Annotated in this window: 14 protein-coding genes; 7 read left to right on the top strand and 7 right to left on the bottom strand. The window is 43.1% G+C overall.

The window, feature by feature from the left end; translation table 11 throughout:
* The first annotated feature begins 283 nt into the window (after positions 1 to 283).
* On the top strand, positions 284 to 1,189 hold the full coding sequence (locus IPM95_12020) for an SDR family NAD(P)-dependent oxidoreductase (protein MBK9330000.1): 906 nt from the start codon (positions 284 to 286) through the stop codon (positions 1,187 to 1,189).
* Between the two features lie 112 nt (positions 1,190 to 1,301).
* Here the strand turns inward: IPM95_12020 and IPM95_12015 are convergent, their stop codons facing one another.
* Both IPM95_12015 and uvrA read right to left on the bottom strand, forming a co-directional pair.
* Positions 1,302 to 2,279, bottom strand: a complete 978-nt coding sequence (locus IPM95_12015; protein MBK9329999.1) for a magnesium transporter — start codon at positions 2,277 to 2,279, stop codon at positions 1,302 to 1,304.
* Between the two features lie 270 nt (positions 2,280 to 2,549).
* Positions 2,550 to 5,360: an excinuclease ABC subunit UvrA gene (uvrA, locus tag IPM95_12010; protein MBK9329998.1), complete on the bottom strand. Its 2,811-nt coding sequence runs from the start codon at positions 5,358 to 5,360 to the stop codon at positions 2,550 to 2,552.
* Between the two features lie 158 nt (positions 5,361 to 5,518).
* Between uvrA and IPM95_12005 the strand changes: the two genes are divergently transcribed.
* Positions 5,519 to 6,097: a sigma-70 family RNA polymerase sigma factor gene (locus IPM95_12005; GenBank protein ID MBK9329997.1), complete on the top strand. Its 579-nt coding sequence runs from the start codon at positions 5,519 to 5,521 to the stop codon at positions 6,095 to 6,097.
* Positions 6,098 to 6,145: 48 nt separating this feature from the next.
* Here the strand turns inward: IPM95_12005 and IPM95_12000 are convergent, their stop codons facing one another.
* Together IPM95_12000 and IPM95_11995 are read right to left on the bottom strand one after the other, a co-directional pair.
* Positions 6,146 to 6,988 (bottom strand): phosphatidate cytidylyltransferase, encoded by an 843-nt coding sequence (locus IPM95_12000; protein ID MBK9329996.1) that lies wholly within the window; start codon positions 6,986 to 6,988, stop codon positions 6,146 to 6,148.
* Between the two features lie 17 nt (positions 6,989 to 7,005).
* On the bottom strand, positions 7,006 to 7,950 hold the full coding sequence (locus IPM95_11995) for a CPBP family intramembrane metalloprotease (GenBank protein MBK9329995.1): 945 nt from the start codon (positions 7,948 to 7,950) through the stop codon (positions 7,006 to 7,008).
* 96 nt (positions 7,951 to 8,046) lie between these two features.
* On the opposite strand from IPM95_11995, the gene dusB reads away from it, so the two are divergent.
* Positions 8,047 to 9,042, top strand: coding sequence for a tRNA dihydrouridine synthase DusB (dusB, locus tag IPM95_11990; protein MBK9329994.1), 996 nt, complete (start codon positions 8,047 to 8,049; stop codon positions 9,040 to 9,042).
* Here the strand turns inward: dusB and IPM95_11985 are convergent.
* Entirely contained in the window at positions 9,032 to 9,214 is a 183-nt protein-coding gene (locus IPM95_11985) for a hypothetical protein (GenBank protein MBK9329993.1), read from the bottom strand. The two genes, dusB and IPM95_11985, sit on opposite strands and share 11 nt — an antisense overlap.
* A gap of 292 nt (positions 9,215 to 9,506) precedes the next feature.
* On the opposite strand from IPM95_11985, the gene IPM95_11980 reads away from it, so the two are divergent.
* On the top strand, positions 9,507 to 9,683 hold the full coding sequence (locus IPM95_11980; protein ID MBK9329992.1) for a YdeI/OmpD-associated family protein: 177 nt from the start codon (positions 9,507 to 9,509) through the stop codon (positions 9,681 to 9,683).
* A gap of 49 nt (positions 9,684 to 9,732) precedes the next feature.
* Positions 9,733 to 10,944, top strand: coding sequence for a glycosyltransferase (locus IPM95_11975; GenBank protein MBK9329991.1), 1,212 nt, complete (start codon positions 9,733 to 9,735; stop codon positions 10,942 to 10,944).
* Here IPM95_11975 and IPM95_11970 read toward each other — a convergent pair whose 3' ends face one another.
* A complete protein-coding gene (locus IPM95_11970) occupies positions 10,945 to 13,932 on the bottom strand; it encodes a T9SS type A sorting domain-containing protein (GenBank protein MBK9329990.1) in 2,988 nt (995 codons plus the stop codon).
* A gap of 221 nt (positions 13,933 to 14,153) precedes the next feature.
* Between IPM95_11970 and IPM95_11965 the strand changes: the two genes are divergently transcribed.
* Together IPM95_11965 and IPM95_11960 are read left to right on the top strand one after the other, a co-directional pair.
* Positions 14,154 to 15,584 carry a hypothetical protein gene (locus IPM95_11965; GenBank protein ID MBK9329989.1) on the top strand — a complete coding sequence of 477 codons (1,431 nt, stop codon included), beginning with the start codon at positions 14,154 to 14,156 and terminating at the stop codon, positions 15,582 to 15,584.
* Positions 15,585 to 16,673 carry a glycosyltransferase gene (locus tag IPM95_11960; GenBank protein ID MBK9329988.1) on the top strand — a complete coding sequence of 363 codons (1,089 nt, stop codon included), beginning with the start codon at positions 15,585 to 15,587 and terminating at the stop codon, positions 16,671 to 16,673. It begins immediately after the preceding gene.
* Here IPM95_11960 and murI read toward each other — a convergent pair.
* Positions 16,666 to 17,484 (bottom strand): glutamate racemase, encoded by an 819-nt coding sequence (murI, locus tag IPM95_11955; GenBank protein ID MBK9329987.1) that lies wholly within the window; start codon positions 17,482 to 17,484, stop codon positions 16,666 to 16,668. The two genes, IPM95_11960 and murI, sit on opposite strands and share 8 nt — an antisense overlap.
* Between the last annotated feature and the right edge of the window lie 55 nt (positions 17,485 to 17,539).

The following is a 17,539-nucleotide window of genomic DNA, read 5'->3' as shown; positions in this document are numbered from 1 at the left end:
ACACCCCAATATCAGCGAAATCTTCCCCGTCGCTCGGGAATGTCTGCAGCTTGCTAACTTTGCCGCATGCTGTAACCCTGAAAGCGTTTGCCAGACTTTAGCTAAGCAAACGCTTTCAGGGTTTTCTATTCTACTTCAACTTCTCCTTTAAATAAATCCTTTCCCAGCAGAGTCCTCGCCTTTGTTGGTTTTTAACCAACAAACTACTGTCTGTAATAAAATACCCTTTAGATTTGTTCTGTTAACTTTAATTTTTATACATTTAGCATAAACAATTCAAATCATGTTTGACATCAATAATATCCCATCCCAGAAAGGCAGAATAGCGATTGTAACAGGTTCCAATACCGGCCTTGGTTTTGAAACAGCGCTGGAGCTCGCGAAAAAAGACATGACTGTTATTTTGGCTTGCCGCGACCTTGACAAAGCTTCAAAAGCAAAAAATGCAATTTTGTCTCAGGCAGCAGGAGCTGCCGTAGAAGTCATGGAACTCGACTTGAGCAAGCTGTCTTCCGTAAGGGCTTTTGCGGATGCCTATTTAAAAAAATACACTACACTTGACTTACTGATTAATAATGCGGGGATCATGATTCCGCCGTTTTCCAAAACGGAAGATGGCTTTGAAAGCCAGATGGGAGCCAATTATTTCGGTCATTTTCTACTGACCGGTTTATTGTTGAAAACCATTATGCAGACACCTCATTCCAGAATCGTCACCTTAAGCAGCAAGGCCCATGAAAGGGGACGCATTGATTTTGAAAACCTGCATGCAGAAAAATCATATTCCCGTATGGGCGCTTACGGACAAAGCAAACTGGCCTGCCTTTTATTTGCTCAGGAGTTGCAGCGAAGATTAGCCGCACATCAATCCGGAACCATAGCGGTTTCGGCACATCCGGGTGTTTCCAATACAGAACTCGGGCGGTATATTCCAAAATTATTTTATACCGTTTTTATGCCCGTATTTTCATTTTTCACACATCCGCCTAAAGACGGAGCGTTGCCTACCTTAATGGCTGCTTTGGATACTGATGTGAAAGGTGGTGATTATTTTGGTCCTACAGGATTCAATGGGATGAAAGGAAAACCCGGAAAGGTAAAAGCTTTACCGCATGCTTATGATAAAGAAGTCGCTAAGAAATTATGGGAAGTTTCAGAAAAATTAACCGGATATACTTATAACTTTTGAGAATCAAGATAAGCGAAGTCTTCCGCGTCACTCGGCGAACATCTGTGACTCTGCCACATGCTCTACCCCGGAGTTCGCAGCGCTTGCTTCCTGAATTTAATTGCTTCGCTTTTTAAAGCAAAAAATGGGCGATGGCAAAATAAACAGTTACACTGGCAATATCTTGAATAATGGTTGCAACCGGACCGCTCGCATTGGCCGGATCAAGATTTAATTTACTAAATACAAACGGTATCATTAATCCGCAGAATAAAGACGACATGATAGCACAAAATAAGGCCAATGATACGATTGATGCAATATGACCTTCTGAATAGATAAGCACTACACCTATGTAGGTTAATGAACTTATCATAAAAGCAGTAATCAGCACAATCATAAATTGACGATAGAAATATCTCTGAAATTTCAGTTCAGGGTTGAAGGCCAGATCACGTATGATAAAGGCTTCCATTTGGGTACCTACAGCATCTGCCATATATACTATTAATGGAATAAAGGCTGCCAGAATCAGATTTTTAGACAGGGTGGATTCAAATCCGTCCACTATTACTGAAGTGAGAATACCACCCAGCAATCCAACTATTAACCAGGGTAATCGATGTTTAATAGATTGAAGCACAGATAATCTGAAAATATCGTCCACCGAGCCGCTTGTCCTGATTCCACCCATTCGAAGAATATCCTCTGTAGATTCATGGTGTAGTACTTCCAGTATGATATCTGATGGAATAGCACCGAGAAATCGTTGCTGCTTATCAACAACAGGAATGGATTTAATTTTATTTTTTATTGCCAGATAAACAACCTCTTCCTGATCAGTTTCTGTGTGTACAAACACAGGTTTGTTATGCATCAGATTTTTGGCAAACTTCTCTTTACTCGACTTGAATACTTCCTTGATGGAAAGAACACCCTTTAGGTGTTGGTTATCGTCAACAACATAAATATAATTTATCGTCTCAAAAAACTTGCTGTTTAGCAGCAATAATTGTTCTATATCTCCAACGGTATGATACTCCTTAATTACAGGAACTTTGTCCGTGAACAAATGTAAAGCTGTTTCAGAAGATTGTTTGTAGCCAGACATGAATACTATTAGGTTGTAAATTACGTTAAAATATCTAACATGAAAAACTCGATTCTAAATAAATAGTTCCAATAGTTAGGATGTTTATAAATTTAAAATAATATCTGAACTTTCATTAGTTCAATAAGTGATTTATCATCACTGTAAGAACCCCGGATCAGCGAAGTATTGTTCTTCGCCCGGCGAACGTCTGTGACTTCGCCGCATGTTGTAACCCTGAAAGCGTTTGCCGGGCTTTAGCTAAACAAACGCTTTCAGGTTTTTTTCCAACTACTTCAATTTTCCCTTCAAATAAATCCCCGTAATACTCTCTTTATTTTTTACCAGGTTCTCCGGGGTGCCTTCAAATACCAAATGTCCTCCTTCTTCTCCGCCTTTTGGCCCTAAATCAATAATCCAATCTGCGCATTTTATGACATCTATATTGTGTTCTACTACCACAACGGTATGTCCAATTTCAATCAATGCATTAAAGGCTTTCAACAGTTTATTGATGTCGTGAAAATGCAACCCCGTCGTCGGCTCATCAAAAATAAACAGCACCGGATCTTTCATGCCGCCTTTGGTAAGGAAAGACGCGAGCTTCACGCGCTGCGCTTCGCCACCACTTAGTGTGGAACTGCTTTGCCCGAGATGCACATAGCCCAAGCCTACATCCTGCAGCGGTTTTAACCTATTCACCACGTCTTTCTTTTCCTTAAAGAATTCGATGGCTTCATCGACCGTTAAATCCAGCACATCAGCAATATTTTTCCCGTTGTAATTCACTTCCAGGATTTCCTGTTTGAAACGTTTACCGTTGCACACCTCACACACCAGATGCACGTCCGCCAGAAACTGCATTTCTACCACCTGTTCACCTTCGCCTTCGCAGGCATCGCAGCGGCCGCCTTCCACGTTAAACGAAAAATGTTTCGCCTGGTATCCGCGGATTTTTGAAAGCGATTGCACGGAAAACAAATCGCGTATCGCGTCGTAGGCTTTGATGTAGGTCACCGGATTACTGCGCGAACTCCTGCCTATCGGATTCTGGTCGACAAACTCAATCTTCTTTATCTTGTTCTTATAGCCGGTGATTTCCCTGAACAAACCCGGCTTGCCGCCAAATCCTTCCAGTTGTATCTTTAAATACGGATACAGGATTTGTTTGATGAGTGTTGTTTTTCCCGAACCGGAAACGCCTGTGATGACCGACAACGCTTTCAACGGAATTTTTACATCAATGCCTTTCAGGTTGTTTTGTTTCGCGCCTTTTATCTCTATGAAATTAATCGGCTTCCGTCGCTGCTTCGGCACTTCGATTTTCAGTTTTCCTGTAAGGTATTGTGTCGTTAAACTGTTCGGATTTTTCAGGATATCCGCACTGTTCCCGGCAAATACAATTTCGCCGCCGAGGGTACCGGCAAAAGGTCCGACATCAATCAGGTAATCCGCTGCACGGATGGCTTCCTCTTCGTGTTCCACCACAATCACGGTATTTCCCAGATCGCGCAGATACCTTAAGATATTGATCAGCTTTCCGGTATCGTGCGGGTGCAGGCCCACGCTGGGTTCATCTAAAATATACAGGGAACCCGTTAAATTACTTCCTAATGTTCTGGTCAGGTTGATGCGCTGCGATTCACCGCCGGACAGCGTATTGGAAAAGCGGCTCAGGGAAAGATACTCCAGGCCTACATCCACCATGAATTGCAGGCGGTTGTTTATTTCCAGCAAAATACGAGAAGCGATTTGTGCATCGTGCTTATCTGTATTTAACTGCACGAAATGTTCGTGCAACCCTTTAATCGTCATCTGTAATAAATCTCCGAGAGATTTATCGCCCACTTTCACATATTCCGCGTCAGGACGCAGGCGCGTGCCGCCACACTGGTCGCAGGCGGTACGTCCGCGGTATTTCGCCAGCATCACTCGGTACTGAATCTTATAGGTCTGCGATTCCACATCCTTGAAAAAATCGCGGATGCCCTGAAAATGGGCACTCCCGTCCCAAAGCATTTTATACTGTTCTTTAGTTAATTCCGCTACAGGTTTGTGTATCGGAAAATCACATTTGGGTGCCCCTTTGATGAGTTGTTTTTTCCACCAGCTCATCACCTCTCCTTTCCAGCAAACGACCGCATCTTCATAGACAGATAAGTTTTTGTTCGGAATAACTAAATCATGGTCGATGCCGAGAATGGTTCCGAATCCTTCGCATTTGGCGCAGGCGCCATACGGAGAATTGAAATTGAAAAACTGGGAAGAGGGCGTTTCAAACTGAATGCCATCCAGTTCAAACCGGTTGCTGAATGCTTTCTTATGTTTGCCGGGTATATCGAGTACACAAAAACCGTCACTCTCGGAAAAGGCAAGATTCACCGAATCGGCGATGCGGTACAGGTTGTCTTCCGATGGCTCCGCGGTCACCCTGTCAATCAGTATATAAACCCCCTTATCCCCTGAAAGGGACTTACCGCTTTCTTTTCCCCTTTTTTGGGTTAGGGTTACATCTAAGTCTTCTAATCTAATTACTTCTCCATTAACCAGCAATCGTTGAATGCCATCCTGCAAAAGTGTTTCTAATTTATTTTTGGTGATTTCCTTTAGTGGAGACAGTATCTGAATCTTGGTGTCAGCATCCAGGGTTTTGATATAATCCATCACATCCGTTACCTCTTGCTTTTGCACCAATTTGCCGGAAACGGGCGAATAGGTCTTACCGATTTTTGCATACAGTAAACGCAAATAATCATAGATTTCCGTAAGGGTTCCAACGGTACTTCTCGTAGTTCCCGTCGTTGTTTTTTGTTCGATGGCAATGGCCGGAGAAAGACCTTTGATATAATCGACATCGGGTTTATCCATCCGGTTCATGAACTGCCTTGCATACGATGATAACGATTCGACATACCGTCTTTGGCCTTCAGCATACAAGGTGTCGATAGTCAGTGATGACTTTCCGGAACCGGAAACACCTGTAACCACCACCAGCTGATTGCGCGGAATTTCTACATCAATGTTTTTTAGATTGTGCGTACGTGCACCCTTAATCTGAATTTTTGAATCCCTGTTTATCGTTATATTTTTGATTTTAGGCATGAATTGGTATGCTTTTTGCGTTAAATACTGTTAATGACAATACTTAAATCGTTTTTGTTTATTAATCTTGGTAATAGTTAACCCACCTAACACAATAACCTATTGAACAATATCTACATGACATCCGCAAATTGTTTAACAAGCAAAAACTTGACACCATGTACCCTATTGTTCAAACCGACAACGAACTCATCCAAAGATATATAAACGGGGATGAAAATTCACTCAACTTATTATTGAATAAACACCAGCGAAAGATTTTTTCGTTCATTTTGATGCGTGTCAAAGACAGGGCCTTATCAGAAGATATTTTCCAGGACACTTTTTTCAAAGTCATCGACAGCCTGAGAAATGGAAAATACAACGAAGAAGGTAAATTCCTGCCTTGGGTGATGATGATTGCCAACAATCTTTGCATGGACCACTTCCGAAGGATAAAACGCATGCCTATTATTGTGGACAGCGACGGGAAAGATATCCTGAACGTGTTGCGGTTTGCGGATGAAAGCCGGGAAGATGAGATCATCAAACAGCAAACCTCCAAAACGGTGAAGGAGCTGGTTGAAAAGCTGCCCGCCGACCAGAAAGAAGTGCTGATCCTGCGCCACTATGCCGATTTAAGTTTCAAGGAAATCGCTGAAATGACAGGCACGAATATCAATACGGCGTTGGGCAGGATGCGCTATGCCTTATTAAACCTCAGAAAGATGATAGGCGAAAAGGCTGTCTCGGTATAATTATTTGACGAAGATTTTTTTTAGAGCCAACCCGCAGGGTTGGTTTTTTTATAAAAAGAAGGTCAGGTACAGGGCACAAGCCGGCAGGGAAAAGATCAGGCCGTCAAAGCGGTCGAGAAATCCTCCGTGTCCGGGCAACGCCGACCCGGAATCTTTGATCTGCAGATTGCGCTTAATCATACTTTCCGCCAAATCACCATAGGTGCTGGTAACGCTGGTGATGACGGCCAGAATAATGTAGGTTATCAACTCTACCTTGTAGCCCGTCCACACCGGAAAAAGCAAGTAGACGATATAAGCAAACAACACCGCACCGGCCATACCACCGAAGAATCCTTCCCAGGTTTTTTTGGGAGAGATGCGTTCAAATAATTTATGTTTACCGAAGAAACGTCCGAACAGGTAGGCAAAAGAATCATTACTCCACGCAAACACCATGATCGCCAGCAAATAATGCCAGCTGTATTCGCCTGCATAAAAGGCCAACAGGGAGGCGGAAGACAAAGGGATGGCCAGATAAAAAATAGCCATAGAATTCAGGCATACGTTATAAAAGGGGCGCTCACTCTTCGTATACATTTCAATCACCAGCCAGGTGAGCGGAAAGCCGCAAATCAAGGACAGGGATATCAGCGTTATTTTCTTACTTGCCACTAAAAAAACAATACCGAATATCAGAACACTGAAAATCGTGTTGATGAGTTTATATGTCATCTTCCATTTCTCGGAAGATGACAGCAAATCATGAATGATATTGTGATATTCGCTGATACAGAGAATGATTAGCAGAGAAAACAATACCAGAAAAGAATATTCATTCCAGATTACACCTCCGATCATTACTATCAGAAAGAAGATACCTGTTATTACCCGCGTCGTTATATCACCCATGCCGTTATGTTATACTGCTAATCTACTGTGACAAAGTTACTCTTTTTATTTCTTTGGGAAGAACGATAAAACACATACCATAATACCATAAATGCTATGGTATATACGATAACCTCCCAGATTTGTGGCATTTCAGGGTTGTCTAAATCCGTCTTGTAAATTTCCAGATTATTCAGGTACATCAGGATTACCTGTGTGCCGTTATTGACTAAATGTGCAAAGACATTCAGCCATAAACTACCGGAATAATAAAATAAATATCCCAGCAGCATCCCTAAAATGATGCGTGGCAGGAATCCCGAAAATTCCGCATGTACCAGACTGAACAAAACGGATGACATGAATACAGCAACATGAATATTCTGTCGCTCTGAAAGCAATTTCTGTAAGGTACCCCTGAATATCCACTCTTCACAGATTGCCGGCAAAACAGCTATCGTCATAAAGTTAAGTGCAAACACAAAAATGGATTTGTCGGCGAGCAAGGCATCCACGATAGCCTTGTATTCTTTCTGAGAGTCCTTCATCCAGTTATTCCAGGGCATGATCTTATTGACATAAAAGGACACATCAATGATGGGATAAAAAGTGAATATCAACGCCGGAATCAATAATAAATACAACGGATGAAATCGTATATCGGCATTTGAATAAGAAAAGACATTTTGGGATTTCAGCTTACTGAACAGCCATGCCGGAAGCAGGAAGCCAAGAAGAGAGGCGAGCATCTGCGCCACACGCAACACATTCAAATCTCCGGTATCCGAGATGATGACCTGTATGGAAGCCTGTTTGTAATGACTCAGGATGATGATACCGCTGATTGTTTGCGCCAGGATGAAACAGCCAAAGAAAACCCCCATCCAGATCAGCAGCTGCATGCCTTCACCGTATTTATTAATTCCCAGCTGCTGAGGAATTAATACTGAGTTTAAATCATCTCCCGTCGAATTTTCTGGCATAAGTCGTATCTTTGTATAAAGATAGCAATTCAGACGATGGCCGATAGTCAATGGCTGAAAAACAATTGACTATCACAAACTGACAATAGACCCACTGTGGTAAGAATCGGCAACATATCATTAGGCGAATTTCCGCTGTTACTGGCACCGATGGAGGATGTGAGCGATCCGCCTTTCCGTTATGTCTGTAAGAAATACGGAGCGGATCTGATGTACACGGAGTTCATCTCTTCCGAAGGGTTAATCCGGCATGCGGCAAAAAGCATGCAGAAGCTGGACATTTACGACTATGAACGCCCCATTGGCATCCAGATTTTCGGCGGGGAAGAAGACGCTATGGTGGAAAGCGCCCGTATCGTAGAGCAGGCTCAGCCCGATTTGATTGATATTAATTATGGCTGCCCGGTCAATAAGGTGGTCTGTAAGATGGCGGGAGCCGGAATCTTGCAGGATATTCCCAAGATGGTACGTCTGACGGAACAGGTGGTGAAAGCAACGAATCTTCCCGTCACCATTAAGACACGCTTGGGCTGGGATGAACAAACGAAAAATATTGTGGAAGTTGCCGAACGATTACAGGATATCGGTATTCAGGCACTGAGCATACACGGCCGTACCCGCAAGCAGATGTACAAAGGCGAGGCCGACTGGACGCTGATGGCGGAGGTGAAAAATAATCCCAGAATGCATATCCCGATTTTCGGAAACGGCGATATCGACTCCCCGCAAAAAGCCCGGGAATACAAAAACCGATACGGCGTGGACGGCATCATGATCGGACGGGCAGCCATCGGCTCCCCCTGGATTTTTAATCAGGTAAAAGCATTTTTATTCGAAGGTAAATTGACAGAGGAGCCGGGTATCGAAGAAAAAGTATCGATTATCAAAACACATCTTCTGAAGTCCATCGAATGGAAAGGGGAAGCCCTGGGCATTCTAGAAATGCGGCAGCATTATGCCAATTACCTGAAAGGATTGCCGAATATCAAACCCTACCGGGCGAGATTAGTAACGACCCATAATAAAGACGAAATCCTTTCCATACTGGAGGAAGTGCTGAATGAGTATGCGGGTATTGAAACTATGTCTTAAATCCTATTCGTTTCCTTTCCCGTTGCGCAACGGTTTGTTCCTTTTCCTCAGTCAGGTATTGTAATGCTTCGTAAACATCTGAAAACTGCTGGTTATATTTCTGCTCTAACTCCCGCAATTTATCCGATAGTTCCTTATAGTTTAAAGTAAATGTGCAGTAAAGGGATATCATGTTAGTGAAGGCTTTCGGTGTGGCTTTGGGACGCGTTCTTTGATAGCAAAACGGACAAATTCTAAAACTTTTTATTTGAGGCAACGAACTAAATTCACAAAAATCTTTGGTAATAATGGCAAATCTATTCAGGTACAATTTGAGATCCTTCAACAGGACCATTGGATGCCGAACACCTATATCCCCATTGAATGCTATGTGCAAAAGACATTGGCAGAAACTGGAAGGAAGTGAAGGTCTGGTTTGATCGCTGTGGGCACAACTGGGAAAGGATGCGGGCGATTCCGTGCGGGTGCAGATACAGGAGGATACCGAAGAACGGATACTGGAAACACGCCTACTCCTGGAAGTTTTTTTCAGGAAGGAAAAAGAATTAAAATTCATTTTTGATAAGATGTCCTACACGCACCGCAAAGAATATATCGACTGGCTGACCGGTGCAAAAAAAAGAAGATACATTACAGAATAGATTGATTAAATTTAAAGAGTTATTATCTGCCCCAAAAAAGTAAACCGGCTTGCTGCTATATTCCCTGCTCATATCATTCGCGCTTACCATCTTTTATGTCAGCATAATTTGGGCATACAAAAATGAATGGGAAGATATACAAGAAACCGGAGAGCAGCCGGCAACCGGGTCCGTCACGATTTCCATCATCATACCGGCACGCAATGAGGCGAAAAACATTTTCAATATCCTGCATGATATTTCCGAACAAAACTATCCGGCCGAATTATTCGAAGTGATTGTCATAGACGACCATTCGGACGATGAGACCTATGCCATCAGTTCCACGTTTGCCAAACGTCACCCCCATTTCAAAACGCTAAAGTTATCCGTGTTAACGGAGGTAAACGGAACAGAAACTGCCTATAAGAAAAGAGCGATTGAGGCAGCGGTAAAATCAGCGACCGGCACCCTGATTATCACCACCGATGCAGACTGCCGGGTACAAAAGACCTGGCTGCAGCATATCGCCGCTTTTTATGAAAAAGAAAATGGTAAATTAATCGCAGCCCCTGTCTGCTTCTATGGTGTCGGCGGCCGATTCCAGCAATTTCAGGCATTGGACTTTTGCGGTATGCAGGTCATCACGGGTGCTTCGCTCAGCATGGGTATGTTCAACATGGCGAATGGTGCCAATTTAGCCTACGAAAAGGAAGCGTTCCTGAAAGTAAACGGCTATCAGGATATTGATAAGAAAGCCAGCGGTGATGATATGCTCCTTGTTTACAAAATAGCACAGCAGTATCCCGAGCAGGTAAAATTCCTGAAAGACAAACTGGCGGTGGTGTATACGAAACCCACTGAAACCTTAAGTGAATTTCTGCAGCAGCGTTTCCGCTGGACGTCCAAATCCAGGTCGTATCAGGATAAAAGGATAACAGCCATTTTAGGGTTGGTTTATCTGTTCGTTCTCAGTATCTGGGTGAATGCCCTTTATTTTATAGGCAAACTGATTTACTCCTCCATTTTTCCCGACAGGACACTGGAAGGATTCTTAAATTTCCTGCCGGCACTGATATTGTTACTGATGACCATCTTTCAGATCATCTGCAAAACCATCATCGATTATTATTTTCTGAAATCCGCTTCTACCTTCTTCAGGCGGCAGGATCTGATGAAATCTTTTTTTACTTCCGAGTTGCTGCATATCTGGTACATTCCTTTCGTCGGGACATTCGGAAATATCCTTCAATATAAATGGAAAGGGAGGAAACTGAACTGACTACTGCCGTATTAGTTTTGCCGTGGCGATAATTTCATTTCCTGTCACAAACTGCAGCAAATACATACCATTCACAAAATCAATGCCATCCAATTCAACACGGGATGTGACACTTCTGTTTTGGACCATCCTGCCTGAAACATCATATACCTTCATAACGATATCCTGCAGCGGCTGAAATGATTTCAACTGAATAACAGCCTTGTCCGAAAACGGATTCGGATACACCATCACTTCTGACAGAACGCTTTTATTGGTTACGACGGCCGTCACTCTCAGCTGGATGGAATCTATCGTATGGTATACTAGATTGGTACTCAATGGAGCATTGTAGTCAAAATAAATATGAGCCCTGTTCTCTACCAGCGTTCCTTTGGGGGTGGACGCTTTCGGCAGCAGATGAAAGGTAACAAATCCGTTGGATGCATGGCTGTTGACGGATGAATCCGGCAGTCGGATATCAGTGAAATTAATCTGCACTATATTTCCGCCAAAAACAGCATACGTATATGGGTGAGAGGAAGCCCCCATCACCAGTGTCGTCATATCCATAGCTGTCGAAATGGTATCTAACAAGACGATTGAGAAAGCGGTGTCCGTGCCGGTATTCTGGAAATGGAGTGTATATTTTATCTCGGTTTCCTTGCTGACTATGTGCCGGTCCTGGTATCCGACGGGTTGCGCCGATTTTTCATTCGGGTCGTACGAGCTCCTGTTTTGCAGGCAGGAGGTGGATATTGCAGCGACTCTGTCGTCCTGCGGAAATTGATTCACTAAACCTGCGCTGTCGATGGTTCCGTTGCATCCTTCTATGACAACCGCCGGGTAGCTCGGATACGGGAAGTTCGGATCCTGAAATGCCTCCACGCGAACCGTACGGCCATTGACCGCCAAACGAATCTCTAAACTGTCGTTGGCATTTAACTGATAATTTTGCGGAGCCACTCTCAGAAAATCGCCTTCAATGACAATGTATTTCCTTGGCGAGACCATGTTGCCTGTTCCAACATTCTTTATTCTAAATACCGCCGAGTCTCCTATGCAGGTTCCTTCCACCACAATATTGGAGCCATCCCACAAGTCGTTATCCGGCATACACACTGCATCCGGATAAATGTGCGCCGTCACGCAATGTGTCTTGCCGTCGGGTGCGGCACAATTTACCGTTGCGTTGACGGTAAAACTTCCGCATGCCTGCGGGGCAATCTTTCCTATATCAAAGCGGTATTTAGTTCCGATGACATTGCTCCAGGGAAGTGATGAGCCGTTCACCTGTAGATCCGAATCGAAATCAATGGTGATGTAGGCATCGTAAGCGGTATCATTGCCGTTGTTGCAATAATAGACTCCATAGGTATTCGGAAAACATTTCCTTAAATAAGGCGTAGAAACCTCCACATTCAGAAAAGGGCAGTTTTGTGTAGGCTGAATCGGCAGGTTCACATTAATGGATGGGTTGGTGGAAGTCAGGTTGACGGCATAAGACGGCTGGCATCGTCTCCAGAACAAACTGTTCGGCAGCTGAACGGAAACATTATAAATACCTGTATCTACAGGCAGGTTATAAAGTCCTGCACTGTCCGTGAGGGTATAAAAGGTCTGGTTGTACTTTTCCGCTTTTACTACAAGGTTCTGATAACCTCTTTCATTGGCGGTGAACATGCAGTTATTGTCAATATCTGCAAAAACACCTCCGTAAATAATTTTTGTGCGCATCCTTCCGTCTGCTGATATATAAAACAAGGCTACTGTGCTGTTGTTGTTGTTCGTCGTCTGTGTGCCGTTTCCGGCGACGATATAATTGCCTTCCGGTGCTTCCGCATAACAGGTCAGGTGATATTTGGTAGAAGGATTGTCATAGATTCGCAATTCATCGAATGGGGCACGCTGCCAGATGATTCTTCCTTTGTTGTCAAGTTTGCTGATGGATTTCTGACCCAGTATGATAATGTTCTCGTCTTTGTCGATTATCACCTTTCTCAGGTTTTCCGACCCGGCCATCGGCAATATGAAATTGAAGGTATCGGTTTGCACCACTTTGCCGGAATCTGAAGAAAGCGTGTACTGTAAGAAGGTCCCGCCTGTATAGTTGCCGCCGCTTACATCATAAAGTGTCAATAACTTATACCTGCCGTCAGACAGTTGTTTTTGTGTAAGCAGTACATTCTTATTCGCCACCTGGCTTACATCATAATCGGTGGTGATGGTATTGAGCCAGGCAGAACCTCCGCCGGGATTTTTTCGAACGATATTGTAAATACCTTTGTATACATTCAGCGCCACCATCTCTCGATTGGCAATCCCGAAAAGGAAGCCGCCATTATTCGCGTCGGATGAAACGGCTGCATCATACCGGAACTGCACACAGCCATTGGTTAGCGGTGTTTTCTCTTTCCATACCAATCCGCCGGCAGAAGAATATTTTGCCAGTATATATCCTTTGTTGTAGCAGTCTGCGAGATTGCTGCCTGCGATGGCAAATCCTCCGTCAGCAGTCGGGACAATCTTATTGACAGCTAAATTCCAACCATTTAAAAAGGTTTCATCCAATCCGATACTATCCGTGCCGGTAAAGACCGTATAAACAGAATCAAAGCTGGCGTTGTATTTTCGAATGATACCATAGCGACCGTTATTGGTAGGAGACGGATAGGTATTCACGAGCAGATAACCGTTATCGGGTGTTCTGTAAACACCCCCTTCATCCACAGCCGAAAAATCAAGCAGGGGAAGGTTCTCGAATCTTTTTTGCCATTGCACTTCACCGCGCTGGTCAAACTTCACCACCTGCGGCACATATAAATCAGTAGGTGCATTTTTAAAATAACCAAGAACGGTAAATCCGTTATCCGCCGCAGGAATAATATCGCTGATGTAACTGAATGACTGCGGTTGGAAAAAACGTGGCAGTTCAGCCGCCTCCACAGAATCTCCGCTGTCTGTAAAGAGATAAATGAACAGAAAAAATGTAGAAACTATTTTATTCATAATGGCGTATTTCTAAAATTACAACCAATATTAGAAATTTTTATTTAAAAAATAGCATACAAATAAATGGCGATGTATAAATATTTTATGACACAATAACACATTCTATTGATTTACCGATAATTATAATATTTATTGTAGGCAATAAATATTTTTATGTACTTTTATATGAGCAAGAACCATAGGGGTTTATTTTAATATAACATACGAATAAGAATCAGATGGAAAACAGCAAAGTATTCAACGTGCTGGTAGTTCTTACAAAGTGGGAGCGTAAGGGATTGGAAAGATTTATGCAGTCTCCTTATTTCAATCATCAGGAAGAGGTAGCCATGCTTTACAGGATACTGAATGAATGTATTGATAAGGATATTTCTTTTCCCAACAAAGAAATGATTTATAAGAAGCTGCATCCCAGGCAACCCTACAATGACCAGCAGTTCAGATTATACATGAGTTATTTATTCAAGACTATTGAAAAATACCTCATCGTCGAACAGGTGGAAGACGATACCTTTTTACAGAAATTAAAGCTGATGGGTGCCTACAACCAGCACAACCATCATAAAAATTTTCATAAGACATATGAGGATGCAGCAAAATTACTGGAAGAATACCCTTACAAGAACAGTCACTATTACAAGAGCTATTATGATATAGAGATTGAACGATACAATGAGAAACGCAATCTAAGCCGGACTGCCGAATACAATTTCCAGTTGCTGACATCCAACTTCGACATTTATTTTATCACGGAAAAACTGAAACAAGGCTGCATCCTCGTATCTCACGAACAGGTACATCAGGTGAAATACGATTACGGTATGTTTGATGTCGTCTTAAACCATGTAGAACAAAACAACCTGCTCGACATTCCCGCAGTTGCCATCTATTATTACATCTACCAGACGTTAAAGTTTGCGGATAAGCAGGAAAATTTTGAGAAGCTGTTAATGCTCATCAACACGAATCTGAATTTATTTCCAAAGATGGAAGCCCGAGACATCCTGATTTACGCCAACAACTACTGCATCAAGATGAACAATATGGGTGTGGACGGTTACGCCAGAAAATCGTTTGATGTTAATAAAATAGGCATCGAGAGCGGCGCATTCCTGGAAAAGGGATTTTTGTCCAGATTTACATATAAGAATATTGTTACCGTTGGCATACGGCTGAAAGAATATAAATGGACGGAAAAATTCATCGAGCAGTATAAAGGATTACTGGAAGAAAAATACCAGGAAAGTACCTACGCCTACAATAAGGCCTTTTTAGAATATGAACGCAAGAACTATGCGGCAGCCATCAGGCTTTTACAGAAAGCCGACTATGATGATCTGCTGTTAAACCTTTCCGCTAAGAATATCCTGATGAAAATCTATTATGAACTGGATTACATCGAACCGCTGGAATATCTCATCGGCAGCATACTGGCCTTGCTGAAAAGAAAAAAACTGGAACAGGTCTATAAGAATAATTATATCAACATCTCCAAACTCACGAAGCGCCTGATCAGCCTTAAAACACTGACGAACACACAACGCCGGCAGCTGATGAAGAAAAAGGAAATCGCGCATAAAATCATCAGTGAAACCAACCCCTGTTTTGAAAAAAAATGGCTGTTGGAACAACTGGAAAAAATAAAATAATTGAACCCTCCGAAAACCATACTGATAGCCCCGCTGGATTGGGGGTTGGGACATGCCACCCGCTGCATGCCCATAATTGATTTATTGTTGTCAAAAGGACATCGGGTGATCATTGCCGGCAACGGCGATTCTTTTTATTTACTGAAAGAACACTATCCGGCTTTAGAATTCTATGAATTGCCGGGGTATAATATTTCCTATCCCACAGGGAAAAATGCCTCCTTCTATGCATTACTGCAAACTCCCAAGATCCTGCAGACCATAAAGGAGGAAAACAAAACAATCGCAATTATTACGGAGCAGGAAAAGATAGATCTGATCATTTCAGACAACCGCTACGGTGTGCGCCACCATTCCATCAAGAGCATTCTGATATGTCATCAGATTGCACTGCAGGCGCCGTATGCCGCACGATTCATGAATCCGGTATTTTTAAAACTGCACCTCCGGCAGATAGAAAAATTTGATGCTCTCTGGATCCCGGACGAAGAAGGAGTCAACAATCTTTCCGGTAAATTATCACACGGAATCTCCTTCAAAATCCCCGCAGCTTATATTGGTATCCAAAGCCGTTTCGCTCATTTTACAAAAAAAGATTCCATTGTTGATGTACTGGACTTTTCCATTCTGGTGGTGTTATCAGGCCAGGAGCCGCAACGGACTAACTTAGAAAATGAGCTGCGGAATACATTAAATGCCAACCCAGAAAAGATACTGCTGGTTCAGGGAAAAACAGAGAAACAAACCGTTGTCAGGGAAGGCAATATCACCACCATATCCTATCTGAACACCAACGATCTGTTTGCTGCGTTACATAAGGCGAATAAGATCATCTGCCGCTCAGGATATTCTACCATCATGGATCTGGCAACATTGGGCAAGAAGGCTATTTTCATCCCAGCGGAAGGTCAGACCGAACAGGAATTTTTAGCAGACATAATGGAAGATAGAGGATTTGCCGTTCAATGCGCGGCAAAGACGTTAAACATAAGCGAAGCCCTCTGCAAATTAGAATCCTGCCGGGGTTTTCCTGCATTTCCCGTCAATGATGAACGCTTAAGAAAGGCTATTGATGATGCCCTTATTTAAACAGCGGTAAATGAATCAGGTGAATGGATTCCCTGTAGAAGAGCTGAGTCGTTTTTTCAAAGCTTTCCGTATAATCGGAAACATAAAAGGCATGATGCCCTTTTTTCTCGTAGTTGACCAGACCATGCTCAATCATAAACTTCTTGATATGTTTTGCAACGATTTCATTGGTAGCCAGCACCTCCACCTGACGATTTTTCTTTCTGTAATAGGCTTCAATTTCTCTTTTTATCAGCGGATAGTGTGTGCAGGCCAGCACCAGTGTTTCGATATCCTGTAACTCCGGTGCATTCAGGTATTCTTCTATCACCAGATTGGAAATGTGGCCATCCACAAACCCGGACTCTATCATCGGTGCGAGCAACGGAGTGGCCAGCTGATGCACGCTCACACCGGCATCCTTCTGTGTTATCTTATTCAGGTAGGCGTTGGAATGAATCGTGCCGAGCGTACCGATAACTCCCACTTTCTTATATTTCCTGAAGATAATTTCCTCCACTACCGCATCGATTACATTAAAGACATGTGCCTTATCACCTGCCATATTCTCCAGCATTTCAAAGGCGACGGAAGAGGCCGTGTTGCAGGCAATAACGATAATCTTACAGTCTTTGGATAACAAAAAAGCCCCGATGGTTTTGGTGTAGTAGCGGATGGTATCCGCCGATTTATCGCCGTACGGCAAATGTGCGGTATCTCCAAAATAGATCAGCGACTCATTGGGTAATTCCTGCAGGATGGCATTGGCAACCGTCAGACCTCCGATGCCGGAATCGAACAGCCCGATGGGTGCATGTGCGTTGTTATTCATAAAGACGAAGTTCTTAAATCTTACTTAAAAAACAAAGGTTCGGAACGCAATGCGT

The organism is Sphingobacteriales bacterium (genome assembly GCA_016719635.1).
Lineage (GTDB): Bacteria > Bacteroidota > Bacteroidia > Chitinophagales > JADIYW01 > JADJSS01.
The sequence above is the reverse complement of the archived record's forward strand: the minus strand, read 5'-3'. Positions and strand labels throughout refer to the sequence as shown.

Coding starts and splice junctions, on each gene's coding strand:
- uvrA (MBK9329998.1), bottom strand. CDS start 5,360: ATGCCTAAAATCAAAAATATAACGATAAACAGGGATTCAAAAATTCAG.
- IPM95_12000 (MBK9329996.1), bottom strand. CDS start 6,988: ATGGGTGATATAACGACGCGGGTAATAACAGGTATCTTCTTTCTGATA.
- IPM95_12020 (MBK9330000.1), top strand. CDS start 284: ATGTTTGACATCAATAATATCCCATCCCAGAAAGGCAGAATAGCGATT.
- IPM95_11965 (MBK9329989.1), top strand. CDS start 14,154: ATGGAAAACAGCAAAGTATTCAACGTGCTGGTAGTTCTTACAAAGTGG.
- IPM95_11995 (MBK9329995.1), bottom strand. CDS start 7,950: ATGCCAGAAAATTCGACGGGAGATGATTTAAACTCAGTATTAATTCCT.
- IPM95_12015 (MBK9329999.1), bottom strand. CDS start 2,279: ATGTCTGGCTACAAACAATCTTCTGAAACAGCTTTACATTTGTTCACG.
- IPM95_12005 (MBK9329997.1), top strand. CDS start 5,519: ATGTACCCTATTGTTCAAACCGACAACGAACTCATCCAAAGATATATA.
- IPM95_11985 (MBK9329993.1), bottom strand. CDS start 9,214: ATGATATCCCTTTACTGCACATTTACTTTAAACTATAAGGAACTATCG.
- murI (MBK9329987.1), bottom strand. CDS start 17,484: ATGAATAACAACGCACATGCACCCATCGGGCTGTTCGATTCCGGCATC.
- IPM95_11970 (MBK9329990.1), bottom strand. CDS start 13,932: ATGAATAAAATAGTTTCTACATTTTTTCTGTTCATTTATCTCTTTACA.